General features: G+C 38.2%; 27 protein-coding genes. 9 read left to right on the plus strand and 18 right to left on the minus strand.

Annotation, left to right across the window (positions count from 1 at the left end; all coding sequences use genetic code 11):
- Nucleotides 1–32 precede the first annotated feature (32 nt).
- Nucleotides 33–644 (plus strand): glycerol-3-phosphate 1-O-acyltransferase PlsY, encoded by a 612-nt coding sequence (gene plsY / locus H5160_RS14765; protein ID WP_002961038.1) that lies wholly within the window; start codon nt 33–35, stop codon nt 642–644.
- 11 nt (nt 645–655) lie between these two features.
- Here plsY and tsaD read toward each other — a convergent pair whose 3' ends face one another.
- The 3 genes from tsaD to H5160_RS14780 are packed head-to-tail and all read right to left on the minus strand — an operon-like array spanning nt 656 to nt 2,644.
- Nucleotides 656–1,669: a tRNA (adenosine(37)-N6)-threonylcarbamoyltransferase complex transferase subunit TsaD gene (gene tsaD / locus H5160_RS14770; RefSeq protein ID WP_165744224.1), complete on the minus strand. Its 1,014-nt coding sequence runs from the start codon at nt 1,667–1,669 to the stop codon at nt 656–658.
- A 38-nt stretch (nt 1,670–1,707) separates the two neighbouring features.
- Complete coding sequence (locus tag H5160_RS14775; protein WP_002961040.1) at nt 1,708–2,298, minus strand: YjaG family protein; 591 nt, start codon at nt 2,296–2,298, stop codon at nt 1,708–1,710.
- On the minus strand, nt 2,291–2,644 hold the full coding sequence (locus H5160_RS14780; RefSeq protein WP_002961041.1) for a DUF2007 domain-containing protein: 354 nt from the start codon (nt 2,642–2,644) through the stop codon (nt 2,291–2,293). The genes H5160_RS14775 and H5160_RS14780 overlap by 8 nt, the downstream gene beginning before the upstream one ends.
- Nucleotides 2,645–2,719: 75 nt before the next feature.
- Here H5160_RS14780 and H5160_RS14785 point away from each other — a divergent pair, with 75 nt between their 5' ends.
- From H5160_RS14785 to H5160_RS14795, 3 genes are all read left to right on the plus strand, one after another.
- Nucleotides 2,720–3,142 carry a DUF2721 domain-containing protein gene (locus tag H5160_RS14785; RefSeq protein ID WP_002961042.1) on the plus strand — a complete coding sequence of 141 codons (423 nt, stop codon included), beginning with the start codon at nt 2,720–2,722 and terminating at the stop codon, nt 3,140–3,142.
- Nucleotides 3,143–3,519: 377 nt separating this feature from the next.
- Nucleotides 3,520–4,404, plus strand: a complete 885-nt coding sequence (locus H5160_RS14790) for a LysR family transcriptional regulator (protein ID WP_182720489.1) — start codon at nt 3,520–3,522, stop codon at nt 4,402–4,404.
- A gap of 91 nt (nt 4,405–4,495) precedes the next feature.
- Nucleotides 4,496–5,116, plus strand: a complete 621-nt coding sequence (locus H5160_RS14795; protein ID WP_002961046.1) for a 2OG-Fe(II) oxygenase — start codon at nt 4,496–4,498, stop codon at nt 5,114–5,116.
- Nucleotides 5,117–5,154: 38 nt separating this feature from the next.
- Here H5160_RS14795 and ubiA read toward each other — a convergent pair whose 3' ends face one another.
- On the minus strand, nt 5,155–6,033 hold the full coding sequence (gene ubiA, locus H5160_RS14800) for a 4-hydroxybenzoate octaprenyltransferase (RefSeq protein ID WP_182737855.1): 879 nt from the start codon (nt 6,031–6,033) through the stop codon (nt 5,155–5,157).
- Entirely contained in the window at nt 6,030–6,569 is a 540-nt protein-coding gene (locus H5160_RS14805) for a chorismate lyase (protein ID WP_002961048.1), read from the minus strand. The genes ubiA and H5160_RS14805 overlap by 4 nt, the downstream gene beginning before the upstream one ends.
- Before the next feature lie 154 nt (nt 6,570–6,723).
- Here H5160_RS14805 and H5160_RS14810 point away from each other — a divergent pair, with 154 nt between their 5' ends.
- Nucleotides 6,724–7,122 carry a flagellar basal body-associated protein FliL gene (locus H5160_RS14810; RefSeq protein WP_002961049.1) on the plus strand — a complete coding sequence of 133 codons (399 nt, stop codon included), beginning with the start codon at nt 6,724–6,726 and terminating at the stop codon, nt 7,120–7,122.
- A gap of 3 nt (nt 7,123–7,125) precedes the next feature.
- Here H5160_RS14810 and glpG read toward each other — a convergent pair whose 3' ends face one another.
- The 6 genes from glpG to H5160_RS14840 all read right to left on the minus strand — a co-directional run bounded on the left by glpG (nt 7,126) and on the right by H5160_RS14840 (nt 12,377).
- Entirely contained in the window at nt 7,126–7,944 is an 819-nt protein-coding gene (gene glpG, locus H5160_RS14815; RefSeq protein ID WP_024595695.1) for a rhomboid family intramembrane serine protease GlpG, read from the minus strand.
- On the minus strand, nt 7,941–8,258 hold the full coding sequence (gene glpE / locus H5160_RS14820) for a thiosulfate sulfurtransferase GlpE (RefSeq protein ID WP_182737856.1): 318 nt from the start codon (nt 8,256–8,258) through the stop codon (nt 7,941–7,943). Before glpE ends, glpG begins: the two co-directional genes overlap by 4 nt.
- Before the next feature lie 68 nt (nt 8,259–8,326).
- A complete protein-coding gene (gene tdh, locus H5160_RS14825; protein WP_024595694.1) occupies nt 8,327–9,352 on the minus strand; it encodes an L-threonine 3-dehydrogenase in 1,026 nt (341 codons plus the stop codon).
- 50 nt (nt 9,353–9,402) lie between these two features.
- Nucleotides 9,403–10,596: a glycine C-acetyltransferase gene (locus H5160_RS14830; RefSeq protein WP_002961055.1), complete on the minus strand. Its 1,194-nt coding sequence runs from the start codon at nt 10,594–10,596 to the stop codon at nt 9,403–9,405.
- A 159-nt stretch (nt 10,597–10,755) separates the two neighbouring features.
- Complete coding sequence (gene gmhB / locus H5160_RS14835) at nt 10,756–11,319, minus strand: D-glycero-beta-D-manno-heptose 1,7-bisphosphate 7-phosphatase (protein WP_182695085.1); 564 nt, start codon at nt 11,317–11,319, stop codon at nt 10,756–10,758.
- Nucleotides 11,319–12,377: a glycosyltransferase family 9 protein gene (locus H5160_RS14840; protein ID WP_182737857.1), complete on the minus strand. Its 1,059-nt coding sequence runs from the start codon at nt 12,375–12,377 to the stop codon at nt 11,319–11,321. Before H5160_RS14840 ends, gmhB begins: the two co-directional genes overlap by 1 nt.
- A 122-nt stretch (nt 12,378–12,499) precedes the next feature.
- Here H5160_RS14840 and H5160_RS14845 point away from each other — a divergent pair, with 122 nt between their 5' ends.
- Complete coding sequence (locus tag H5160_RS14845; RefSeq protein WP_182737859.1) at nt 12,500–13,228, plus strand: 3-deoxy-D-manno-octulosonic acid kinase; 729 nt, start codon at nt 12,500–12,502, stop codon at nt 13,226–13,228.
- Between the two features lie 31 nt (nt 13,229–13,259).
- Here the strand turns inward: H5160_RS14845 and H5160_RS14850 are convergent, their stop codons facing one another.
- Both H5160_RS14850 and H5160_RS14855 read right to left on the minus strand, forming a co-directional pair.
- A complete protein-coding gene (locus tag H5160_RS14850; RefSeq protein ID WP_182737860.1) occupies nt 13,260–14,345 on the minus strand; it encodes a glycosyltransferase in 1,086 nt (361 codons plus the stop codon).
- Nucleotides 14,342–15,415 carry a glycosyltransferase gene (locus H5160_RS14855; RefSeq protein ID WP_182720496.1) on the minus strand — a complete coding sequence of 358 codons (1,074 nt, stop codon included), beginning with the start codon at nt 15,413–15,415 and terminating at the stop codon, nt 14,342–14,344. The genes H5160_RS14850 and H5160_RS14855 overlap by 4 nt, the downstream gene beginning before the upstream one ends.
- 211 nt (nt 15,416–15,626) lie before the next feature.
- Here H5160_RS14855 and H5160_RS14860 point away from each other — a divergent pair, with 211 nt between their 5' ends.
- The gene (locus tag H5160_RS14860) at nt 15,627–17,132 is read left to right on the plus strand and encodes a capsule assembly Wzi family protein (RefSeq protein ID WP_182737870.1); all 1,506 of its coding nucleotides are present in this window, start codon (nt 15,627–15,629) and stop codon (nt 17,130–17,132) included.
- Nucleotides 17,133–17,377: 245 nt separating this feature from the next.
- On the opposite strand, the gene hldE is transcribed toward H5160_RS14860, so the two are convergent.
- Nucleotides 17,378–18,817, minus strand: coding sequence for a bifunctional D-glycero-beta-D-manno-heptose-7-phosphate kinase/D-glycero-beta-D-manno-heptose 1-phosphate adenylyltransferase HldE (hldE, locus tag H5160_RS14865; protein ID WP_182737862.1), 1,440 nt, complete (start codon nt 18,815–18,817; stop codon nt 17,378–17,380).
- On the minus strand, nt 18,817–19,407 hold the full coding sequence (locus H5160_RS14870) for an SIS domain-containing protein (RefSeq protein ID WP_002961065.1): 591 nt from the start codon (nt 19,405–19,407) through the stop codon (nt 18,817–18,819). Before H5160_RS14870 ends, hldE begins: the two co-directional genes overlap by 1 nt.
- 182 nt (nt 19,408–19,589) lie before the next feature.
- Here H5160_RS14870 and waaA point away from each other — a divergent pair, with 182 nt between their 5' ends.
- On the plus strand, nt 19,590–20,873 hold the full coding sequence (waaA, locus tag H5160_RS14875) for a lipid IV(A) 3-deoxy-D-manno-octulosonic acid transferase (protein ID WP_182721486.1): 1,284 nt from the start codon (nt 19,590–19,592) through the stop codon (nt 20,871–20,873).
- The gene (locus H5160_RS14880; protein WP_002961067.1) at nt 20,870–21,418 is read left to right on the plus strand and encodes a DUF1415 domain-containing protein; all 549 of its coding nucleotides are present in this window, start codon (nt 20,870–20,872) and stop codon (nt 21,416–21,418) included. The genes waaA and H5160_RS14880 overlap by 4 nt, the downstream gene beginning before the upstream one ends.
- Nucleotides 21,419–21,466: 48 nt before the next feature.
- Here H5160_RS14880 and H5160_RS14885 read toward each other — a convergent pair whose 3' ends face one another.
- From H5160_RS14885 to H5160_RS14895, 3 genes are read right to left on the minus strand one after another with little or no spacing between them, the layout of a single operon-like run.
- Nucleotides 21,467–21,796 (minus strand): YdbL family protein, encoded by a 330-nt coding sequence (locus H5160_RS14885; protein ID WP_002961068.1) that lies wholly within the window; start codon nt 21,794–21,796, stop codon nt 21,467–21,469.
- 11 nt (nt 21,797–21,807) lie between these two features.
- Nucleotides 21,808–22,005: a YnbE family lipoprotein gene (locus H5160_RS14890; protein WP_007378800.1), complete on the minus strand. Its 198-nt coding sequence runs from the start codon at nt 22,003–22,005 to the stop codon at nt 21,808–21,810.
- A 2-nt stretch (nt 22,006–22,007) separates the two neighbouring features.
- A complete protein-coding gene (locus H5160_RS14895) occupies nt 22,008–24,458 on the minus strand; it encodes a YdbH domain-containing protein (protein WP_182737863.1) in 2,451 nt (816 codons plus the stop codon).
- Nucleotides 24,459–24,498: the final 40 nt, after the last annotated feature.

The following is a 24,498-nucleotide window of genomic DNA, read 5'->3' on the forward strand; positions in this document are numbered from 1 at the left end:
ATTGGTATAGCAATTAAAAAATAAGGAAGCGCGTGTTAGCCACTATAATGTTTGTTTTAGCTTATTTACTTGGGTCGATTTCGTCGGCTATTTTAGTGTCGCGGTTGTTCAAACTTCCAGACCCTCGTAATAGTGGTTCTAACAACCCAGGAGCTACAAATGTTTATAGATTAGGCGGAGCATTTCCGGCTTGCTTGGTTCTAGTGTTTGATATTTTAAAAGGCACTATTCCGGTATGGGGGGCTTATTTTTTAGAAGTTGAACCTTTAGAGCTTGGTTTAGTCGCAGTAGCTGCTTGTTTAGGCCATATGTACCCACTGTTTTTTAGCTTCAAAGGCGGTAAAGCCGTAGCAACGGCATTTGGCTCATTATTACCTATTGGCTTATCATTGGCAGGTTTACTCGTGTGTACTTGGTTAGTTATAGTGGCAATAACACGCTATTCATCACTGGCGGCGCTTGTTGCTGTATCTCTAGCGCCCTTGTATACTTGGCTAATAAAGCCACTTTATACTCTTCCCGTTACTTTTATCACGCTGTTAATTATATTTCGTCACCGTACTAATATTATTCGATTATTTAGTGGGGAAGAACCAAAAGTGGGTGCTAAAAAAGCACCCACCGATGAAAACAAAAATATCTAAAATATGAGTCATTAAATCGGCTCAAGGCTATCTATAGGCCAACGAGGTTTTGTTTTCATATCAAGCGTGGCAAATTGCCCTGCTTTTAAACGTTGCATTCCGGCATAAGCAATCATTGCACCATTGTCGGTACAAAATTCAGTACGCGGATAAAACACTTCGCCTTTCATACCCTTCATTACGCGTTCAAGCTGCAGTCGAAGCTGTGTATTTGCACTCACACCACCGGCGATGACCAAACGCTTAATACCTGTTTGTTTAAGCGCACGCTTACACTTAATAACGAGCGTATCAATAACCGCCGTTTGAAATGCATGCGCTATATCAGCTTTGGTTTGATCGTCGTCGTCGTTTTCACGAATCGTGATTGATGCCGCTGTTTTTAAACCACTAAAACTAAAATCAAGTCCTGGCTTGTCGGTCATAGGGCGAGGAAATACAAAACGCTTTGCTACGCCTTGTTCGGCCATTTTAGCTAAGCGTGGACCACCGGGGTAATCAAGACCAAGTAACTTAGCCGTTTTATCAAAGGCCTCGCCTGCGGCATCATCAACTGACTCACCTAGTACTTCGTATTGTCCAATACCTGCTACTTTGACCATCATGGTATGACCGCCCGATACAAGCAATGCAATAAACGGAAACTCAGGGGTATTTTCCTCAAGCATCGGAGCAAGTAAATGCCCTTCCATGTGATGTACTGCTACCGCAGGTATATCCCAGCCGTATGCTAATGAGCGACCAATAGACGTACCTACCAATAATGCACCAACTAGACCTGGGCCTGCAGTATAAGCAATACCGTCTAAATCTTCAGGGCCACAACCTGCTTGCGCAAATGCTGCATCTATAAGTGGTAATGTTTTACGAACATGATCGCGCGATGCAAGTTCCGGCACTACACCGCCGTAATCAGCGTGTACTTTTACTTGGCTGTATAATTGATGAGCTAACAAGCCTTTTTCGTCATCATATATTGCAATACCCGTTTCATCACATGACGATTCAATGCCTAAAATTCGCACTGTACTTCTCCTGCCTTTTAAATTCTACTTTGCTTCTTTTATAACGTAAGACCAATATTTGTTTGGCCATCTTCAAGGGCAAACTTTTTAAGTGCCTTTACGCTATCAGAGGTAATACGCCCCATATTTTCTACAAAATCAATTAGCTCACCTAATACTTCAATTTCGTACTGCATTAATGGGTGCTCTCTCACTGCTGTGTTATCAGCAATCTCACCTTCAACCGTCATTTGATATTCAATAAAGCGAGCCACTGTTGCTTGAGATATTTTGCTCACACTAATGAACTCTTGCTCATCTTGCGCCACTAAACCGTGCATTAAGCTAAGTAAAGACGTTGCAGCATCAATAGCAGGATAAGTACCAAACATATCAAAATCAGCAAGTTCAGGAACATTTGGCTCTATTTTTTCAACTTGTTTTTCGAGATCTATTTTACTTTTAGGCAGTAAGATTTTTTCCCAACAAACATTAAGCGAATTACGTAATAAGGTTTCATCACCAAACCCCGTTGCTTCGCTAAATAAACCGTAATTTGGCAGCATTCGCTCTATTAAAGCACTTGCTAAGACGGCCTTTTGTAAATAGTTAAGCTCTCTAATACGCTGAAAATTATTTGCTTTAGTCATTCTTTAACGTCTCACACGACCAACAAAAATCAAATGTTGATCCATTATGCTCATTACAATTAGGGCATACCCAATCTGGAGCGGATTGTTTTACTTGTTGATAGTTTACCAATATTTGCCGCGCATGGCGCTCTTTTATCGCATAAACCTGCACACTAACTTGCGCCTGATCATATGGAATTTCTCCAAGCGCCCCTTGGAGCATCTCGCCTTTAATTTTACACTCTATTCCAGCAGTTTGTATTAAGCCTTTTACGATATTCGCTTCCAAGGTATTTTCAGCTTTATAAATTGTAACCCATTGAAAAGAGCTATCTGTTGAATTGTTATTATTAATATTTTGCAATATTCACCTCATTTATTTTGTGTTAACAATATCCTGCGCTAAATTATTAGCATGCTGTACTTTTAAGGAATAAACATGACACTAACAACCCCAGGCTTACTTTTTCCGGCCATATCGCTGCTATTACTCGCCTATACAAACCGATTTTTAGTTTTAGCGCAATTAATTAGGGAGCTAAATGCGCGTGAAGGTGAATCTATTCGGCCTGTTGTAGTGGCTCAAATCACTAACTTACGTAAACGTATTAAGCTAATTAGAACGATGCAAGTGTACGGGGTAGCCTCTTTTCTACTGTGTACACTATCAATGTTTGCATTATTTATTGAGTTTAATGCCACAGGAATTATTTTATTTGGCATTAGCTTAGCTTGCTTAAGTTTATCGTTATTAACGTCTTTATTTGAAATACATATTTCCTGTGATGCAATCGAGATAGAACTACAAAGCATTGAAAATAAACCACTAAGTAGCCGAATAAATAGAAATTTTGTAAAATAGTTTATTATAAATAAAACACTCTATTATTTGTCACAATCATGTTGTATGAACGCCCCTTTTTGGGGCGTACTTTTTTATTAATTAGAACAATTTAATCCAAATATACTAACTAACTTACTGACTACAAATAAGTTTACTTAGCTAGCCCATTGCAAAAACATAGATAAAATACAATAAACAACTAGTTATGAATTTAAAAAGTAATACTATTTGGTCGCTTTTCTCTTTAATTAATACTAAAAGGGGGGTATCCTGCTGGAAACACGTATGAACTTGCAACCGTATTTCAATATAGAATTTTACTAAACTTTAGAATAAAAATTAATATATTTGATGTCCGTGGTATCTGCGACTTACTTATAAAAAGGGACTATAAAGTGAGATTTGAACAATTAGAGCAATTTGTAGCACTTGGTATATTACGTCATTTTAGACAAGCTGCTGAACAAACCCAAATTAGTACTTCAGCGCTAACGCGCAGCATTCAAACACTTGAAGATGAAATGGGATATGAGTTAGTAAAACGCTCAACACGCTCTGTTAAATTAACGCCAGAAGGCGAGCTTTTTCTAGAATATGCTAAAACAACCCTATCGGAACTTGAGCTAACGAAAAAGCGGATTTTTCAATCAGTAAACGGTAATGCCAATGAAAAGCTCGTTATTGGGTATACCAATAAGGCAAGCAGCATAGTACCTATTTCTTGTGGACAGTTTTTAGCTCAATACCCTCATATAAAAATTGAGATGCAGCTACAAGATCAGCAAGAGTTAACACGCAAACTCCAACAAGGTGAAATAGACATTAGCGTATACTCTCAAGCTATTAATAGTATTGGCAGTGACATTCACTTACCTGATCAGCTTGTGTTATTTGTTTCAAAAAACCACCCTCTTGCCCATAAAAACGATATAAGTAAACAAAACCTTGATAACTATCCGATGTTTGGCTGTTTCTCTGAGTCTAAACAAGTACAAACTATGCTTAATGAAGCAATTGATTCTTTAAATAAATCATCAAGTATTAAAGTGGGCAGTATTGAGCAAGTAATGGCAGGTGTAGTTAAATCAGATCATTTTGCTATTGCAAGCATTGAACATGCTAATGCAATCGCAGAGAATTCTGAATTAGTACAACTTAAAACAAATAAAGATTTAAACCACGAACAACTCGTTGTACAAACAAGCCAACAGACGTCGATTACTGAACATGTAGAGCATTTACTATCGCTTATAAAAAAAGCGGGTGCTGCATTTAGCTAATCTGATGTTTCAAAAAGTGCGGCACAATAAACAGTAGCTTTTAACAGCTTTTCGGCTACACTGTCGCACCTTTTTTAAACAGCTGATGTGAATGAACACACTTTTTGGTCCTGATGTCTATTTAGATGATATAGAACGCCAAGGATATACCGTAATTCATAACGCGCTTATTGCCGATTTAGTTAACGATTTAGTTGCAGACTGCCACCGTATAAACCCTCACTTTAGCCTTGCTGGTATTGGTCGATTAAATGACTTACAAATAGATAAAACCGTACGTACTGATAAAACCTATTGGTTTGACGGCAGCTCTCAAGCACAGCTTACCTATCAAGCAATAATGCAAAGTATAAAGACCACGTTAAATCGCAGTTTTTTTATGGGGTTATTTGATTACGAATGCCATTATGCAAAATATACACAGGGTGATTTTTACAAAAAGCACTTAGATGCATTTAAAGGTCGCTCTAATCGAGTATTTACAACGGTACTTTATTTAAATACGCCTAAGCAAGGTGGCGAACTTGTTATTTATAAACCTAAAAGTAAAGAGATAGAAATAACAATTAAACCAACTGCTGGCACATTAGTAATGTTTGAAAGCGAACGCTTTGCCCACGAAGTACTTCCCGCCGTTGACGATCGCTATTCTATTGCAGGCTGGTTTAGAAAAAACGCCTCTATTAGCGGCATTATTGATCCGCCCCGATAACTCCTAATAGAGCATTTTAACAGCCTTTATTGAGGCTTTTAAAATGCTATTGGGTATGAAAGTAATAACCCTATAAAGATAGCCAAACCCACGTAATGATTATTTAAAAACGCTTTAAAACAGGCATCTCTTTCACGTTTATGAATAAGCGTTTGTTGGTATGCCAATAGGCCCGCAGCAATACTTAAACCAACGCCAAACGCGACACTTAAATGATTGCTTATACCAATAAAAGCAACCAACGCTATAAATACAGCATTAAGTAAAAAGATAATATGGCGGTCGTATTTACCAAATAAAATAGCGGTTGATTTTACCCCTATTTTTAAATCGTCGTCCCTATCAACCATCGCATACATGGTGTCGTAAGCCACTGTCCAGCAAATATTGGCTATAAATAATAACCATGCCTGCTGTGGTAGTGCATTAATTGAAGCCATATACGCCATAGGAATAGCCCAACCAAATGCAGCCCCTAAAACAATTTGAGGTAACTGTGTATAGCGCTTCATAAAGGGGTAACAAAAGGCTAAAGCCAAAGCTCCAAAAGAAAGAAAAATAGTATTAACGCTAAGCATTAATACTAAAATGAACGCAATAACTATGAGTAGTAAAAATAGACTAAGTGCTTCACCACTACTCACCTGCCCTGAAGCTAGCGGCCGTTGAGCTGTGCGTTTTACCGAGCCGTCTATTTTTCTATCTGCAAAATCATTAATTACACACCCTGCGCTACGCATAACAACAACGCCCAGCGTGAATATAATAAGGTTGAGTAAGCTCGGCATCCCACTATTAGCAAGCCATAAAGCCCAGTATGTTGGCCAAAGTAATAACAAGGTACCAATGGGCTTATCTATACGCATTAACTGTATATAATAAGGAATATGTTTTGGCTTTAAAGCGGCTAATTTCATGAGTATAAATATGCTCCAGGTAAAAACACTTCACACACTAAAAACTTATATTCTTTGAGTGAGAATACACTTCGACGCCCTAGTAAGTTTTTCTCGGGTAAGTTCAATTTTGTAACTAATTGCTGAATAGGGTGCGTGTCATCAAAATAAGCAATTTCTATATCCGTTCTTTTTAATGCTGGGTCTTGAAAAATCACATCACCTAAAGGACGCTCGCCCATATTGTGCAAAGGATTAATAGAATCATTTTTAGGAAGCCAGCTTTGTGCGTACACCACAGGTTTGTTATCGCACAGTAAGAGAACTTCTCTATTAATAGCTGTTTTAGCTGTGCTGTTTAGTAGTAAGTTTTGCTCTGGGCTTAAAGTAAATAACTGCTCACTTAATACCTTTACATTAAAAGTTTTTGAGTTACTTTTTAATTTAGCCGTTAATGAATTCTGTTCAAAAAGCCACTCTTGCTCTAGAGGAGATAAGTCACTTATATAAGAAGTGGACTGCCAATTAGCAGATATAGACAGAGGATAAGTAATCACAATAGCTCAACAAAATAAAAAACAACAAGATGATACCATTGCCAAAGCTTTTGAAAAAGTGATGTTTTATAACCATAAATAATTGCTTGGCGCTGTTTATTACCTACTATTAAGTATAAACTATTTGTAACAAGTTTTAAGAAACGCTTTAAATATGAAAAAAATAGTATACGCAGGTCTTTTTACGTTCTTTGTAAGCGTTATAAGCTTTACAGCTCGTGCTGAATCCACAGTTGGTTATTTTGGTTTTGAGCCAGATATAATCACCAACTACATTGGCGCATCAAGTAAAAAAATGGGCTATGTGCGTGTAACTATTGATTTAATGCTTACTGATACTTCTGATATTGCAGTGGTTGAACACCACACGCCATTACTTCGTGATGCCCTAGTAGAGATTTTATCTAAAGAACCAGAAGAAAAAATAAAATCACTTACTGGCCGTGAAGAAATACGTGCAAAGTGCGCCGAAAAACTAAAAAGCCTGCTAAAAGAAGAAACAGGACAAGAGATCATCCGTGAAGTCTTGTTCACTAAATATTTATATCATTAGTATTTAACGTTTTGCGTTAAATATTTTGGCGGTATAGGCAAAAGCCATACCGCTAAGTAACCCACCTAAGTGCGCCCAATTAGCCATACCTACAAACAATACATCAGCAAACCCAAGCACTAACCAAATCAACATAAAGCCAACAATAGCCGTACTTACAAGCGCAGGCTTGTTAGGATTTAAAAAGCTATGAATCCAGCAAAAACCAAGTAGCCCATACACCACACCACTCAAGCCGCCAAAATTGGGGCCAACCATTAAGTATTGTGCCCAATTACTTATAAGTGCAGTTACTAAAAACAAACCTATTAGGGTGAGTTTTCCGCATTGTTTTTCGATATTGTCACCAAGCGACATCCACCAAATTAAATTAAACACTATATGCATCGCGCTAAAATGTACTAGGGCGGGCGTTAACCAACTTAAAGGCTGCGTAGGTTTAAACTGCATCATGGTGTAAATGGTCTCAAAACCACCTAGTAAAAAAGCAAAATAAATTATAACGCTTACAATACTTACGGTTTGATTTAACCAGCTAAGCGCTTTAAATCGCGTCATTAGATTAAGTGATTGCCCTTGGTATTTAAGCGGCGATTGTGTGCTACCTACATCCCATGAAGCTTGTTGATAGCGTTCATGGTTAGGGTTTTGTGTAAATTCGGCCCATAAAGGTTGTATTTGATGAAAATGCTCAGGCGCAACACTAATAATGACATTGCTACCATCTGAGGAGCTTAATTGTCCTTGTAAACCTTGGCTTTTTAAATAATCTATAAAGCCCTGTGCGGCGCGCGGGTTATTTAAACTGCCAAGCTCTATCATCGCTCTACTTTCTCGCTGTAAGCAGCTTCCCAAGCTGTAAAGCCGCCATCCATACTGTAAACGTCTTCAAAACCTTGCTCAACTAAGTAGCTAGCTGCGCCTTGTGAGCTCATACCGTGGTAGCAGACAATAATAATTGGCTGATCGAATTCTTTTTCCATCATAAATTGTGCGATATTACCGTTAGAAAGTGCTTCTGAGCCTGGAATGCGACCGGCTTGATACGAATTAGGATCGCGAATATCTGCAATTACCACGTCATCTTTATCTAAAAGCTCTAACGTTTGCGCTATAGAAATATGTTTAAATGCCATTGAAATCTCTTTAATTAATAGTATAAAAAAGGCGGCTAAAGCCGCCCTTCTTGTAATTTAGTTAGGAACTAATCCCAGTTTAAAATTACTTTACCTGACTGACCTGAAATCATCATATCAAAGCCAGCTTGGAAGTCATCCACAGAATATTGATGTGTAATGATTGGGTTTAAATCTAGGCCAGATTGAATCAAACTTGCCATTTTGTACCACGTTTCGAACATTTCGCGACCGTAAATACCTTTAATCACTAAACCTTTAAAAATAACTTGGTTCCAGTCAACTGCCATATCAGATGGTGGAATACCCAGCATGGCAATTTTACCGCCGTGGTTCATATTATTAAGCATTGAATTAAACGCGCTTGGCACACCTGACATTTCAAGGCCAATATCAAAACCCTCTGTCATACCTAGCTCTTTCATTACATCTTCAAGCTTTTCATTGGCAACGTTTACAGCGCGTGAAGCCCCCATTTTACGTGCTAAATCTAGGCGGTATTCGTTTACGTCGGTAATTACAACGTGGCGAGCACCAACATGTTTTGCAACAGCTGCTGCCATAATACCAATTGGGCCTGCACCAGTGATAAGTACATCTTCGCCAACTAAGTCAAACGATAGTGCGGTATGAACTGCGTTACCAAATGGGTCGAAAATAGAAGCGAGTTCGTCAGAAATATTATCTGGAATTTTAAATGCGTTAAATGCAGGAATAACTAAATATTCTGCAAACGCACCTTCACGGTTTACACCTACACCCGTTGTATTACGGCATAAATGTACACGCCCTGCACGACAATTTCGACAATGCCCACACGTAATATGCCCTTCGCCAGATACGCGGTCGCCAACCTGAAAGCCACGAACTTCTTGGCCCATATCAACGACTTCACCAACATATTCATGGCCAACAACCATAGGCGTTGGAATGGTTTTACTTGCCCATTCGTCCCACTTGTAAATATGTACGTCGGTACCACAAATAGCTGTTTTGCGAATTTTAATCAGTAAGTCGTTATGACCTACTTCTGGCTTTGGTGCATCTGTCATCCAAATGCCCGGTTCTGCTTTTAATTTTGATAATGCTTTCATAATCCACACTCAATTAAAAAACCGAAGCGAGGCTTCGGTTTAAAATAAAATTAAATAACGCCCATTTCTTTACCAATACGGGTAAATGCATCGATAGCTGTATCGAGTTGCTCAATACTATGTGCCGCTGAAATTTGTGTACGAATACGCGCTTGCCCTTTTGGTACTACAGGGAATGAAAAACCGGTTACGTAAATGCCTTCAGCAAGTAATTTATCAGCCATTAACGAGGCTACTTTGGCATCTCCTAGCATTACAGGGATAATTGCATGATCTTTACCTGCACACGTAAAACCAGCAGCTTCCATTTGCTCACGGAAATATTTAGCATTTGACCAAAGTTTAGCGCGAAGCTCGCCGCCATTTTCAAGCATTTCAAGTACTTTAATTGATGCAGTAACAATTGAAGGCGCTAATGAGTTTGAGAACAAGTATGGGCGTGAACGCTGACGTAACCATTCAACAATTTCTTTTTTACCTGATGTGTAACCACCTGAAGCACCGCCCAGCGCCTTACCTAATGTACCGGTGATAATATCTACACGGTCTAATACATTACAGTACTCAGGTGTACCCTTACCGTTTTCGCCAACAAAGCCAACTGCGTGAGAGTCATCTACCATTACAAGCGCATCATATTTATCGGCTAAGTCGCACACAGCTTCTAAATTACAAATAACGCCGTCCATAGAAAACACGCCATCGGTAGCAATTAGTTTAGTTTTAGCACCGGCTTCGTCTGCTGCAATAAGTTGCTTCTCAAGATCAGCCATGTCGTTATTTGCATAACGAAAACGTTTAGCTTTACATAAACGTACACCGTCAATAATTGATGCATGATTTAATGAATCAGAAATAATAGCGTCTTCTGCGCCTAAAATAGTTTCGAACAAACCTGTATTTGCGTCAAAACATGAAGAATATAAAATAGTATCTTCTGTTTCTAAGAACGCACTGATTTTTTGCTCTAGTGTTTTATGGATGTCTTGAGTGCCACAAATAAAACGCACTGAAGCCACACCAAAACCATGATTATTTAAACCATTCTGCGCCGCTTCAATTAACTCTGGGCTATTAGCTAAACCTAAATAGTTATTAGCACAAAAGTTGATTACTTTACCTGATGCAACTTCGATTTGAGCTTGCTGCTGGGACTTAATAATACGTTCGTTTTTATACAAACCTTCGGTTTTTACGTCTTCAATTTGCTGTTGTAACTGGCTAAAAAAAGCAGATGCTCTCATCTAGGTTCTCCATATATTTGAACGGGTAAACAACCGCACTTTCGCGGCTGTTTATTATGCGGGGTATTGTAAAAGTTTAATGGGTAAAATGCACGGTTTGCAGTTCGTCGCAAACGCCCTCAGTTGGAAGGAATTCCTGCCAGTTTACAGGCTGTTTATTTATGTTTTTAAAAGTGCAGGTAAACTACTTATAGAATCGATAATTAAATCAGCTTCTTGCTTAGCGCTTTGGTCAAAGCTTTGCCCTGAACGCACTAAAACGCGTGTAGTGATGCCCGCTTTTTTCGCAGCCTGCATATCACTGAGTTTATCGCCCACCATAATACTGCAAGCAGGGTCGATATTATGCTCTTGTATGCCTTGTAATAACATTCCTGGCGCAGGCTTTCTGCAACTGCACTCTTTCAAATATTCAGGGCGCGCTTTTTTAGGGTGATGCGGGCAAAAATACACATCGGTAACTTCAATGCTGTGGGCACTAAACTGGTCTTTCATCCAGTCGGTCAGTGCTAAAAAATCAGCTTCGGTGTAATAACCTCGACCAATTCCAGATTGATTAGTGACGATTATGATTTTATAGCCTGCATCATAAAATGCTTTACAAGTGCTAAAAACACCGTCAATAAATTCAAATTTATCGCTTTGATACACATAACCATGATCAACATTTACCACGCCATCTCGATCTAAAAAAAGCGCTTTATTTTTTTGTTGTGCATTCATTACAAAGACTCTTTTTGTACAACATGGTCAAACATCGCTTTTACATCATCAACTGTAATTTGGCTCATTAAATCATCGCCTTTTACGCGTGTACCCCACGGTACTTGCTCAGCCGTTTTACCTGTTTGCTTAAACAAGTTTTGATGATAAACCTCTACCACGTAGTCTTGATATAAATAAGGACCTGTGCGTGCTGGATTTGAATGTGCATATAAACCAATAACCGGCGTACCAACTGTTACTGCCATATGCGCAGGACCCGTATCGGGCGCAAGCACTAAGCTGCCACGCTTTAACACGCACAACAACTCTTTGAGTTTTGTTTTACCGACTAAATTTAAAATAGGCGTGTTGCTGTGCTCAATAATGCTATTTGCTAGGTTAATCTCAAGCTCTGTTGGGCCACCCGTCAATACCATCTTAAAGCCTTGCTCGCTTGCATAATCAGCCAATGTGGCATAACGATCAGCGAGCCAATTACGCTGCGCTTTACTAGCTGCGGGCGATATTACTAATAGTTTATTAGTTAGGTATTCTGATGTTAATAACTCATCTGCAACCGCTTGGTCTTGCTCGGTGTATGGCATGTCCCAACTCGGTTTATAATCAGAAACACCAATGGCTTTTGCAAAACCTTTAAAGCCTTCAAGCACATGCGCCTGGGCTTGTGGGTCTATTCGTTTATTAATAAATAAGCTGTGCAATTCTTTTGAACGAGCCCTATCGAACCCTATTTTTACTTTTGCAGGAATACAACGCGCTACAAACCCAGCCCTTAATGCAACTTGCATATTAAGAAGCACATCAAATTTTTGGTTGTTGAAGCGTTGCTTTAAGCTTTTAAGCGCTGCTTTGCCTTGCTTTTTATCAAATACCACCAGCTCAACACCCGGTAAGTCAGCAAGTAACATGGCTTCTATTTTGCCAATTACCCAGGTGATTTTTGCATTCGGGTGTGCCTTTTGAATAGCTTGTACTGCACTCACAGCATGACATACGTCACCAATGGCTGAGAGTCTTAATATACAAATAGATGAATAATTAGGAGCTTGAGTCACACATTCCCTTAGGTATTAAATACAAAAGCCGATCTTAAATTATAATCACGCTATTGCAAGCACTTATCCTGCGCTTTAAAACGCGCTAATATAGACTCATTATTTAGCAATTACACAGAGCTATGTTTAAACAACACGTGCAAGGCAATCACACGCTATTAAGCCACCCTAAATACACAAGCCAAATTACCCTCGATTGGTTTGATGCAAATTATTGGCAACAACAAAATAAAATTGTGGGCGCTAAAAAAGGTCGAGCAACTGCGTGGTTTTTTAAGCAAGACGAATTAACAGCCGTACTTAGGCATTATTGGCGCGGTGGCTTAGTGGGTAAATTGCTAAGCGATCAATATTTATACCCAGGACTTGAACAAACCCGCGTATTTAAAGAGTTTAGCTTAATGAGTAAGCTTATAGAGCTTGGTTTAAACGTACCAACCCCTGTTGCAGCTAAAGTAACCCACAGCGGATTAATTTACCGTGGTGATATTATTACCGAGGCTGTTAAAGGCGCTAAAAGTGTACTCGATATATTAATTGAACGCCCATTGACTGAAGATGAGTTGGAGCGCATTGCTAAAACAATCGCGCTATTTCATTCAAAAGGTGTGTATCACGCCGATTTAAACATTAATAACATATTGTTTGATGATACTGGTGATGTGTATATTATCGACTTTGATAGAGGTGAAATAAGAGCGCCGAACCCACAGTGGCAACAAAGTAATATGGCACGCCTTGAGCGCTCATTTTTAAAAGAGCAAGGTCGAAATGATGTATTTAATTGGCAAGTGAATGACTGGAAAACTCTGCACAGCAACTACCTCAAAACACTCGCTAATATAAGTTAACTTAATATCAGTTAACCTAATATCAGTTAACTTAGTTAGCCAAAGCTAAATACTGCAGAGCAACCTGCTCTGCCTGTACTTGTTTTAGAATATCTGCGTTTTCTACATTTGGCTTATCTGCTAGCACCTGCATAACGGCATTGGCTAATGCCTCACTTTGTTGAACGGGTACTAAATATTTACTCAGCTCGCCTGTTAATATCTCGCTTGGTCCAAATGTACAATTAGTGCTAACTACCGGAGTACCCACCGCTAAAGCCTCAATTAATACCGTTGGCAGCCCTTCAAAATCAGAGCTCAAAACTAAAGCTTTGGCATGCTTAATCCAGTTGTATGGGTTTTGTTGAAATCCAGGCACTACTAACTGTTTATCTATGCCATATTGCTGTGCAAGCTTTAACGCTTTTGCAGGTTTATTACATAAAAGGACTAACTTGTATTTTTTATCAAGCTTTGCAAATGCTGCAAATAATATATCGTGGCGTTTTTGTTTAGCGAGCCTTCCTACATGAATTAAGTAAGGCTCATTTGGGATGTCGTTATTTTTCTCATTTGCTTGTTGGTTTATTTTTTCAAAATCGAACGGGTTATAAATAGTCGCGATTGCACTTGGGTTAATTAAATCCCCTTGTGTTATTTCTTTTTCAACACCCTTTGATACGCAAATAAGTGATTTACCATTTAAGTTTTGCTTACTTTTTTTAAGGTATAAATATGAAAATGGACCTAACTTTTTTTGACGGGCAAGTTCTGCATTGACGGAGTTATGAATAACAAAGTGAACATTTTTGATATTACTAAGCGCGAGCAAGTTATTACTTCTATCAAGGTTAGAAAGCACTAGGTCAATATTGCCAATCTCGCTTTGTTTTTTTTCAAACCACGCTTCTAATCGCAAAATACTATTTTTTCGCTGCCAGAATCTATCTACTTTAGATGCTCTATCAGGAAAAAGGCTATCAACTTTAACTATATCAGGAATGTCATACTCAGCGTTGCTCGCAAGAGATAATATAGTGACATTGTGCTGTAGTTTCGCCATTTTTTCAGCCAAAGTAAGCATTACTTTTTCAGCACCACCACCTACTAGTGAATCAATTACAATCACTATATTCATAAGCGATCTCCTACAAGCATATTTTTTATGCCAGTAGTGATCACGTCGAAGCTATGTGTGCTATCGAGTTGCTTATATTTACCAATAAATTCACTATAAAAAGGCTCGGTAATAACTTGAGCTATTTTCGTTGTAATTTCATCAATATCAAGATTTGCTTTTATTACAACACCTGCATTAACGCAATGATCCAAACGTGTATTCTGATCTTTTGAGATAGCACATGCCACAACAGGGGTTTGAACTGCAATTGCTTGCAATAAAGTATCTCCACCACTAAGTAATGCGACTTTAGCTTGGCTCATTAATGCCAAAAATTCGGTTCCTTGCAGGCTTGATAAACAAGTAACCTCATCACTTTTAGGAATTGCTTTATTATAATTTGCACCAAACACAACAACTGCTTTTAACCCAGTATGCTTAGTAATTTTAAGCGCGGCTTTAAAGTAAACCTCAGCACAATTAAGATTATTTAATATATGCCCGCCAGAACCCGCATTAACAATAAAATAGCCATCAGATACTAAGTTATAGCGATTTAAAACATCACGTTTTTGCTCACAAGAAGCAAATGCAACAAAAGGGCCTACATTACGAGGGGGTGCCAAGGGAAACATGTCTAACTTCGCACTTTCAGCCCATGTAAGTGGCTCAATACAATAATCAGGCTGTACAACCCAATGTGTATCAATTAAATTAATCCTGTTTAGCTTCAATCCCTTAGCGCGTTTTTTTGCATGCTGAGAAATAAATATAACTTTAGCGCCTACTTTTTTAGCCGCTTTCATATGCCCTGCACGTCCTGCACAATCAAAAACAACGACGTCAGGTTTAAATTGCTCTATAAAGTCGCAAACAGAATCAAGCTCTTTAGTCGCTGAGTGTTCCAGCAATGTGGCTTCAAAAGGACACTTTTTTGCGTAGCTTGTATGCTTGTTTAGTATGAAGTGAATATCGAGAGAATCAGTAAGTTCTGCCTTTAAACTTTGAGCCAACAACAACGAGCGCATATATTCACCAATGCCTTCTGGTGATGATACGGGAATAAATAAAAGTCGTTTGTTGCTCATTACATTCTCAATTTCCTATTTGAACTCCAGTATACCAATCAGATACTTATTACGATAGCTAGGTTACATTTTAATATATTAAATTAGCTCTATAAATTTGATTATTTACTGCAATAACAAGCTTAGGTTGATAAACTTAGCCGCAATCTAAATCACAAGGATCTGAACTTTGCGAAACAGAATTTTTCTACTTTCTACTCTTTTTTGCGCTATGAGCGCGTCAGTTAATGCTGAACCATGGGTAAAACCCGATGATTACGGTCTTAGAGCTGATATTCAACAATTAGCTGATGCCGGTGTTATTTTAGCTCCTGTAACTACCTATCCGCTTATGTGGAAAAGTTTTATAAGTGATGTGCAAAGCATGCCGCTTGAGCAATTATCTCCAAGCTTGCAAGATGCTTTACTTCGCGTTAAGCATCGATATAAATCAGAAAATAGCAGCTCGCATAGTCTTCAATTATCTGCTTTTGCAGCCACAGATCCAATCATAGCAACAAGCTTTGGTGCAACAAATACACAAGAAACAGAGCTTTCAGCAGCTTACGCTTATTTAGGCGATAACTTTGCAGCTAAAGTAGCTATAAATTACAGAAAAGACGGTAAAAAATGTTTAGTTGATGGAAAAACGACTGACGATATAGTTACCGATGAGCAAGCTTTAAACGATTGTAACGATACCTCACTTGACGATAGTTACTTAGCTTACCGTTTAGGTAACTGGATTTTTAGAGCCGGTGCTGTTGAGCAATTTTGGGGACCTGGTGTTGATAACAGCTTAATTATGTCTGGTAATGCGAAACCTTTACCTGCACTAAGTGTAACCAGAGAAAAAAGTACTGCTTTTGAAACACCATGGTTAAGCTGGATTGGTCAATGGGGCTTTACCGCACAAATGGCTAAACTTGAGTCTACACGTGTAATTCCTGATGCTTTACTTTGGAGCAGTAGATTAAATATACGCCCAATACAACAATTAGAAATTGCTGTTAGCTGGTCTGCACAATGGGCAGGAGACGGCCAACCAGGCTCTGCAGGTGATTTTATTGATGTCATAACTGGGCAAACAGCATGTATTGATGGCAATGTTAGTTGTGATAGCCAATTAGAGTCAAAAATAGGTAATCAATTAGCTGGCATAGATATTCGTTGGTCAGATACACTTTTCAACCAACCTTATGCGGTTTATGCCAGTACTATAGGTGAAGATGCTAGCTCACAGTTTAAACCCGCTGATAGAGCTTACTTATTTGGTGTACAGACAACACAACGTGTATATGATCAAAACTTATTAATAAATGTAGAGTACATAGATACAGGTGTTTCATGTCAAGCTGAATCAATAGTTGAAAATTGTTACTATGAGCATTCAGATTACAAATCGGGTTACCGTTACCATGGACGCACTATTGGTTCGACGTATGATAATGATGCGCAATCAGTTGTCCTAACACTACTTGGTCAGCTTTCTAATGGTGATGATTGGCAGTTTAAATTACGCAGTGTTGATTACAATAGTGACAATAGCGATTGGTACCCTAGCAATCCAGATTTAGGAAATACAATTACTAAAACAGGCTTTAATAGTAAGCAATTAGAGCTTCGTTATAGAATGCTTTCTATGGGAGGGCGAGTCACTTTAGGTGCTTTTGCATCTAACAATGACGGTGCTGAAAACGATACATCAGCATTTGCTAAGTATGAATTAAATTTTTAGTAAGTTACTTTATTAAAAATAAAAAGGGATGAAAACACTGTTTTCATCCCTTTTTTGTATTTTTAGTAACTTAAATCAGTAATTATACCAATTGCATTAAATTAGTGTTCTATTATAGCGATAAGAAAACAGCTCAATAACAAGGCTAAAATTATGATACATAGTTGTTCTATATAAATAATTTCTAACGTAGTTAGTGAGTTATTTAATACGCTAGAATGCTCATGCTTTTAATAAAATTGGTATTACTGTTTAATTTTACTAATTACTTTTGATGTTGAGCACCCATCTAAAAATTCAAGCACTTCAACTTTTCCGCCATGGCGAAGTACATGCTCAGCACCCGCTATTTGATCTACAGTGTAGTCGCCACCTTTAACTAAAATATCAGGACTTATTTGCTCAATTAATTTAGCGGGAGTATCGTTTTCATCTAAACTTCCAAACGGAATAACCCAATCAACTGATGAAAGTGCGCTAAGTACCATCGCACGCTCATCTAGCGGGTTAATAGGGCGTTCTGCCCCTTTTAAACGCGTAATAGATTCATCATTATTTAATCCAACAACGAGTCTATCGCCTCGTGCTTTAGCTTGCGCTAAATAACGTACATGCCCAGCATGCAAAATATCAAAACAGCCATTAGTGAATACAATGGTTTCGCCGTTTTGTTTTGCAAATTCAATATGCTGAAGTACATCATCAAATGGTGTTTGGTAATGCTCACCCGTAGTATGTAAATACTGACCAAGCTTGCGGCTTAGCTCTTCTGGCGAGACAGTTGCAGCCCCAAACTTACTCACAACGATACCTGCGGCTAAATTAGCAATTTCGACAGCATCTTTAGGTTCCATGCCCGCACCAAGCATAACCGCGAGTGTAGCTATAACCGTATCACCGGCCCCGGTTACATCGCTTACTTCAAGCTCTTGCGCTGCAAAATCAAATTTTTCATCTGCACTAATAAGCGACATACCTTGCTCAGAACGCGTAAGCAACATAGCTTTAATGCCATTTTTGCTAATTAAATCACGCGCACTTGCGGCTAAAGCCTCTTCTGAATCGGTTTGACCACCCGCTAACTTAAACTCATGTAAGTTAGGTGTAATGTAATCAGCACCTTCATATAAATGTAAATCTGGCGATTTAGGGTCGATTAAAACCGTTTTTCCGGCGCCCTTCGCAAGGCTTACCATTTCTTTAATTAAACTCAAAGATCCTTTGCTGTAATCAGAAAACACAATAAAGTCGTATTCATCAAGTACAAGCTCTAAGCGGTTTAATAAAAGCTGGCTGTGTTGCTCAGTAAACGTTTCTTCTAAATCAAGACGAACCAGTTGTTGATGGCGGCTAATAACACGCATTTTTGAAATAGTCGGTAAATCACATACACTGACTAATTGTGAGCTTATTTTTTCACCTTTTAGGATGGTCTCTAAAATCTGCCCGCTTTCGTCCTCACCAATTAAACCCAATAAGCCAACTTTTGCATCTAAACGCGCTATATTTTTTGCAACGTTAGCTGCACCGCCCGCTTTGTCTTCAAATTTACTTACTTTAACAACTGGTACTGGCGCTTCTGGCGAAATGCGACCTGTATCACCATACCAATAGCGGTCTAGCATTACATCGCCAACAACTAATATTCGTGCCGCTGATAAGTTTTTTAATAACGATAAATCCATTACTGCTGCTCCGCAACAACCATATCCATGGCTTCACATAACCAGTGACCTATAAACATGTGAGCTTCTTGAATACGTGCTGTTTCGTCATTTTTTATAATAATAGGTAACTTAGCAATGTCTTTTACTTTACCGCCATCACGCCCAGTTAATGCAACAGTAAAAGCGCCTAGTTTATTTGCAGCCTCTAATGCTAAATTAATATTGTTACTAGTACCTGATGTGGTTAAACCAATAACTAAATCTTCTGGCTTGCATAGCGCTTGAACTTGGCGTTCAAACACCGTATCAAAGTGATAATCGTTGCTGTGCGCTGTTAAAATTGAGGTATCAGTGGTCAATGCCATTGAGGCAAGCGGACCTCGTTCTAATTTATAACGCACTACAAATTCTGCAGCTAAATGCTGTGCATCTGCTGCACTACCACCGTTACCAAACCAAACAATCTTGCCACCAGCTTGTAATGCACTATGGCATGCTTCTAACAATTGCATAGATTCTTGATGATAAGCCTCCATCGTTTCAAATAATGCCTGATGACGGTTTAATGTTTCAACGTAGCTAGTTGCCACTGAATCGATAATTGACATGAAAAAATTCCTCTTGGAACTGAAATGGCAGGAAAAATTAAATTCATTATTCCATAATTTTATTTAATTGTGTGTATTTTATCGGGTTATAACTGAACCCAGACCATATTTTATAACGAGTCTGTTTAGAAAACGGCTATTTCACGGTAAACTAACGCCACTTCCCTTTAAGAAAGATCAGTATGGCACGCATTTTTTACTCATTCGCATTAATTATTATTAGCCCACTGATTGTATTTTATCTCTATATTTTACGAGGTAAAAAAAACCAAGGCTATCGTGCACACTTTAAAGAGCGCTTTGGGTTTGTCAGTAAGTCTTTGTTTACGGTTAAAACTAAACCTTTAGTTTTTCATTGTGCTTCTGTTGGTGAGGTACTTGCCGCAACGCCACTTATTAAAGCTTTGCAAAAAGTGCATCCAAATTTAAATATACTTATAACCTGTAATACTCCAACAGGCAGAGAGCAAATACTTAGCCAGTTTAAAAATACTGTAGCGTGTAGCTATTTACCAATCGATTTCCCGTTTGCGACGGCTCGATTTTTAAAGCGTATAAAGCCACAAGCATTATGTATTTTAGAAACCGAGCTATGGCCAAATTTAATGGCGATAAGCCACAAAAAAAACATACCAGTGCTTGTCATCAATGCAAGACTCTCTGAAAAGTCACAGCAGGGCTATCAAAAGGTCGCTAAATTAACGCATATTATTATGCGCTCAATTACGGTACTTGCGAGTCACAATAAAACAGATGCTACACGCTTTATTGAACTTGGTCTTGAAGCTTCAAAAAGCCATGTAACAGGCTCAATAAAATTTGATATAACACCAAGTGAAGAGCAACTAGCTAAAGTACTCAACCTTAAACAGCTTTATAGTAGTAATGAACGCTTTGTATGGGTGGCAGGCTCAACACATCCTGTTGAGCATGAGCTGGTACTTTTAGCCCATCAAGAATTACTAAAAAAGCAACCGAACGCATTACTTATAATTGCCCCGCGCCATCCAGAGCAATTTGACAAAATGGCAGAGCTTTTAACGCAAAGCCCACTTAGCTTTAGCCGTCGTAGCCAAAATAACTATAATAATGAGCAAATACTCCTTGCTGATACGCTTGGTGAATTACAGTGTTTATATGGCGCTGCAAATGTGAGCTTTATTGGTGGCAGCTTAATTCGCAGAGGTGGGCATAACCCACTGGAATCAGCAGCGTTTTCGGTAGGTGTAATAACAGGTCCACACACATACAATTTTGACCATGTTTATCCAGAGCTAATAAAGCTCAAAGGTGCTGTAGTGGTTGATAGTAACGACGAACTAGCTAAGCAGCTTATAACGTTTAGCCAAAACACAAAAGCGTGCCAAACCTTAGGTATTAAAGCTGCGCAATGCGTAGCTAAAAACCAAGGTGCTATACAAAAAACACTTAACATTATTAATCAATATTTAGAGCCAAAACCGTGACCAACATAGCTATAAGCCAAACCCGTGAATGGGTGTCATCTGTTATTGTTAAATATAACTTTTGCCCATTTGCACGTAAAGAAGTGGAAAATAACTGTATTCATTACATAGTAAGCTCTGCAACGAGCATGGATGATGCTGTAATGGATATGCTTGAGCAATGTGTTGAGCTTGACCGTGAACCAGAGCGCGAAACAACCCTTATCATGTTTGACAATGGCTTTAGTGACTTTGAAGACTTTTTAGACTTGGTCGATTTAGCTAATGCACTTTTAGTCGCGCAAGGCTTTGAAGGTAAGTATCAAATCGCTAATTTTCATCCTGATTACGTATTTGCTGACAGTGATGAAACCGATGCCGCAAACTACACAAATAGAGCGCCCTTTCCTACATTGCATTTAATCCGCGAAGCAAGTATGAGCGAAGCACTTGATAGTTATAACGAGCCTGAATCTATTCCTGAGCATAATATAAATCTAGCAAGGCGTAAGGGGATTGATTTTTGGCAGCAGTTACTTGAAGGCTGTAAAAAACCGAGCGCTTAAATGCTCGGTTTTATTTTGGTTTGTGCAGAACAAGACAATAACAAACGCTTATTTTTTAACCCAGTTACCATTTACTTCAACGTAATGACCACTTTGGGTTTTTTCAATTGTTTTAGCAGCAGCAAGTGCTTCTACTTGTGAAAGCGACAAGTTATTCTTTTTAGCGAGCTTTAAGTACTGCGCTTTACGCTTTGCATTTATGTCATCAACAACGGCTTTTGCCTCTGCGTTTTGTACAACAAGTCCTAAATAACCAGAGCTATCTTCACCTACTAGACCTTGGTTTTTAGCGTCATCAAGGCTAATAGCCCACGCAGAGAAAGACATACATACTGCACTAACTAACGTAATAATATTTAATTTTTTCTTCGTATTCATGTTCTAGCTCCTCAAAATAACTCACTGTCGTCACTAAATAAATTGTCGAGTTCTTTATCTACTTTTACGCGAATTTCGTGATCGACCTTCACATTTAAATTAATAGTAATGGGCTCTTTAGCAGACACCTCAACACGATGCGTGCAAGCACTGAGTGCACTAATAGCACTCAGCGCGAGCAGTACTTTTATCAATAACGACTGTCTCATTATTAGTTTCCTTTTTGTGAGTATTGTTGCTCAACTTTTTGTGTAATTTCGTCACTTAAACGCAGTGCACGCAAAAGTGTAAATACGTTTTCTTCGTGGTTATAATTAAAGTTAACCTGCTGCTGCTCTGCTTTATTATAGCCTTGCAAATTAACCCCTAGTTTTAACCAACCATCATTTTTTAGTGCCACACTGCTATTAAGTTTTTGAATATCTAAATTAGTTAATAACCCTAACACGGGTTGTAACTCTTGCTGTTGCTGCATTACTGAATCAAAAGCGGCATTATTGGTAATTTTTAAATTACCTGTTCCTTGGCTAAATAAGCTTCCGTCAATTATCTCAATTTTTCCACTATCAAAGTGAACCGGTAAAGACCCCGCCAAGCGTCCCGTTAATACAATGCCCGACTTATCGTCGAGTGTAACAAGTTTGCTTGCATCAATATTTTCAAACTTAACATTAGCAACTTGGTTTGGCTTCCCTACTGTGTAGCTATCTAATGAAAACTCGCCACCAAACACACTTCCTTTTACATCATTTATAAGCGCGGTATTGTTATTAACTTGCCATTGACCTTTAATAGTTTTAACTACGGCACCGGCTCTAAATTCATTTAAATTAAAGGTAGTTGGTTTTACATTAAGCTTACCTGAATTATATTCCCCGCTAAATGTACTGCTTAAATCACTCGCAAGGTAATCGTTATACAATGCACTTGTATGACTAATCCCTATATTGAACAATGCATTTTGTAAGTTTATATCGCCACTAATATAGCCATTAAATTCGCCCTCTGTTAACTGTGCAAGTGGCTCAAATTGACTAATAAACGCATTTAACGACAGCGCACTTTGTTCAGGAATAACCACTTCAAATGGATGAGCTTGCGACGACATATGATGATTTATCACTAACTCAACATTATTTATAAATGCGTGATGCGTAGCTTTTAGTGCACGGCTTTGCAAGCCCGTAGACTCTACTTTTATATTATTAAGTTTTATGTCGGGGCTATTAACAGCCTTTATATTCGTTTTTGCTGTTAGATCAGCAAATAACTCACCTACGCCTAAATTAGCATTTGCTGTTAATGTGTTACTTATATCTGTGACTTTAAATTCTTTATATTCTGCGCTTTTTAATTGCTGCGTTAACGTTACTTCTGTGTTTAACTGTTTATCCATTTTTGCAGTTAAATCACCTTGGTATTGCACTGCACTTATATCAAACGCATCTACACTATTAAGCGTTAATTTAGCATTTATAAGCCCAATGGGTTTTAAGTCTATAAACTCACTTATATTAAAGTGACCACTAAGGCGAAGCCCATTCGCTGTTGCAGGTGCAAACTCAGGTAAATTTTCAAGCACAACGGCGTAATCGCCTATAATTGCAGCGCCAGATAACTGAGCATTAACGTTAATATTATTTATATCGGGTGTATTTATTTGAGCTGACAAAGTTGACTGTAAGTCTTCAAATGGAGATGTAATATTTAGTGTTGTATCTGTTATTAAAATATCAAATTGCTTATCGCCCACGCTTACCAAATTAATTGCAGGTACCCTCAACCCACTAGCCTCTAAGCTAATTGATTGAGGGAGTTTAAGTTGCCAATTTAAAGGAACTTGTTTGCTAATAAAGCCTGCATATTCACTTGGTGGAATTAACTCAGTACAGCTTGGTGTTAAATTAATTTTGTTATTAAGCAAATCGGTATTAAACATTAACGCTTGGCTATTTAAATTAAAACGCGTCGCCAATTTACCAGTGGTTAATACGTTAACTTTGCACTGCTCATACGTGTGAGCAAACTGGGAGCTAATATCGCCATTTAACTCAAGTTCTATACCATCAAAGCTAAATGCTTGCTGAGTATTAAAGTTAAAATCTGCTATTAATGTATTTTTAGTGTTTATAACGTGCTTTAAAAAAGTGTCATTAATTTCAAACTGACCCCTTACTTTATTAGCAGTCAAAATTGCACTTGCGTTTATATCACCTGAGACATTAAATTTATTTAATTCGGGTTCTAATATGCTTATTTTAAGTGGCTTATTGAGCTCATCACTTTTTACTACAAGCTGTTTAATATTGATTAATGGGCGATTTAAGGGAAGTGCTAAATCGAGATTTTTAGCAAGCTGATTAGCATTATCACTTTTAGGGAGTGGATTAACTGTTAGCACTGCATTTTCAATATCTACACGCTTTGTATTTGCAGTAATACCAGTAAGTTGTAATTGTTGATTTTGATAATTTAAACACACTTTATCAGCATGAATATTTAAGCTAGACGTGATTGAAAAATCAAGGCAGTTTAATGTGACACCCGCTTTTTCGAGCTCAGGCGCTATAACCCACTGTAATAAAGGCAAGCGAAATACATAACCAAGCAGTAAGGTACTTAGTAATACAGCTCCAACAATTAAACCAATTCGCTTAAACATACTATCCTTAAATGCTTTGTGCTTTTAGCTATACTAATAC

The organism is Pseudoalteromonas sp. SG43-4, assembly GCF_014164325.1.
Taxonomy (GTDB): domain Bacteria; phylum Pseudomonadota; class Gammaproteobacteria; order Enterobacterales; family Alteromonadaceae; genus Pseudoalteromonas; species Pseudoalteromonas distincta.

What these genes read in the sequence shown, in the direction of transcription:
- H5160_RS14775 (WP_002961040.1), bottom strand. Translation starts at nt 2,298, where the DNA reads ATGACTAAAGCAAATAATTTTCAGCGTATTAGAGAGCTTAACTATTTA.
- H5160_RS14785 (WP_002961042.1), top strand. Translation starts at nt 2,720, where the DNA reads ATGACACTAACAACCCCAGGCTTACTTTTTCCGGCCATATCGCTGCTA.
- H5160_RS14795 (WP_002961046.1), top strand. Translation starts at nt 4,496, where the DNA reads ATGAACACACTTTTTGGTCCTGATGTCTATTTAGATGATATAGAACGC.
- ubiA (WP_182737855.1), bottom strand. Translation starts at nt 6,033, where the DNA reads ATGAAATTAGCCGCTTTAAAGCCAAAACATATTCCTTATTATATACAG.
- H5160_RS14810 (WP_002961049.1), top strand. Translation starts at nt 6,724, where the DNA reads ATGAAAAAAATAGTATACGCAGGTCTTTTTACGTTCTTTGTAAGCGTT.
- glpG (WP_024595695.1), bottom strand. Translation starts at nt 7,944, where the DNA reads ATGATAGAGCTTGGCAGTTTAAATAACCCGCGCGCCGCACAGGGCTTT.
- glpE (WP_182737856.1), bottom strand. Translation starts at nt 8,258, where the DNA reads ATGGCATTTAAACATATTTCTATAGCGCAAACGTTAGAGCTTTTAGAT.
- tdh (WP_024595694.1), bottom strand. Translation starts at nt 9,352, where the DNA reads ATGAAAGCATTATCAAAATTAAAAGCAGAACCGGGCATTTGGATGACA.
- H5160_RS14830 (WP_002961055.1), bottom strand. Translation starts at nt 10,596, where the DNA reads ATGAGAGCATCTGCTTTTTTTAGCCAGTTACAACAGCAAATTGAAGAC.
- gmhB (WP_182695085.1), bottom strand. Translation starts at nt 11,319, where the DNA reads ATGAATGCACAACAAAAAAATAAAGCGCTTTTTTTAGATCGAGATGGC.
- H5160_RS14845 (WP_182737859.1), top strand. Translation starts at nt 12,500, where the DNA reads ATGTTTAAACAACACGTGCAAGGCAATCACACGCTATTAAGCCACCCT.
- H5160_RS14850 (WP_182737860.1), bottom strand. Translation starts at nt 14,345, where the DNA reads ATGAATATAGTGATTGTAATTGATTCACTAGTAGGTGGTGGTGCTGAA.
- H5160_RS14855 (WP_182720496.1), bottom strand. Translation starts at nt 15,415, where the DNA reads ATGAGCAACAAACGACTTTTATTTATTCCCGTATCATCACCAGAAGGC.
- H5160_RS14860 (WP_182737870.1), top strand. Translation starts at nt 15,627, where the DNA reads ATGAGCGCGTCAGTTAATGCTGAACCATGGGTAAAACCCGATGATTAC.
- hldE (WP_182737862.1), bottom strand. Translation starts at nt 18,817, where the DNA reads ATGGATTTATCGTTATTAAAAAACTTATCAGCGGCACGAATATTAGTT.
- H5160_RS14870 (WP_002961065.1), bottom strand. Translation starts at nt 19,407, where the DNA reads ATGTCAATTATCGATTCAGTGGCAACTAGCTACGTTGAAACATTAAAC.
- waaA (WP_182721486.1), top strand. Translation starts at nt 19,590, where the DNA reads ATGGCACGCATTTTTTACTCATTCGCATTAATTATTATTAGCCCACTG.
- H5160_RS14885 (WP_002961068.1), bottom strand. Translation starts at nt 21,796, where the DNA reads ATGAATACGAAGAAAAAATTAAATATTATTACGTTAGTTAGTGCAGTA.
- H5160_RS14890 (WP_007378800.1), bottom strand. Translation starts at nt 22,005, where the DNA reads ATGAGACAGTCGTTATTGATAAAAGTACTGCTCGCGCTGAGTGCTATT.
- H5160_RS14895 (WP_182737863.1), bottom strand. Translation starts at nt 24,458, where the DNA reads ATGTTTAAGCGAATTGGTTTAATTGTTGGAGCTGTATTACTAAGTACC.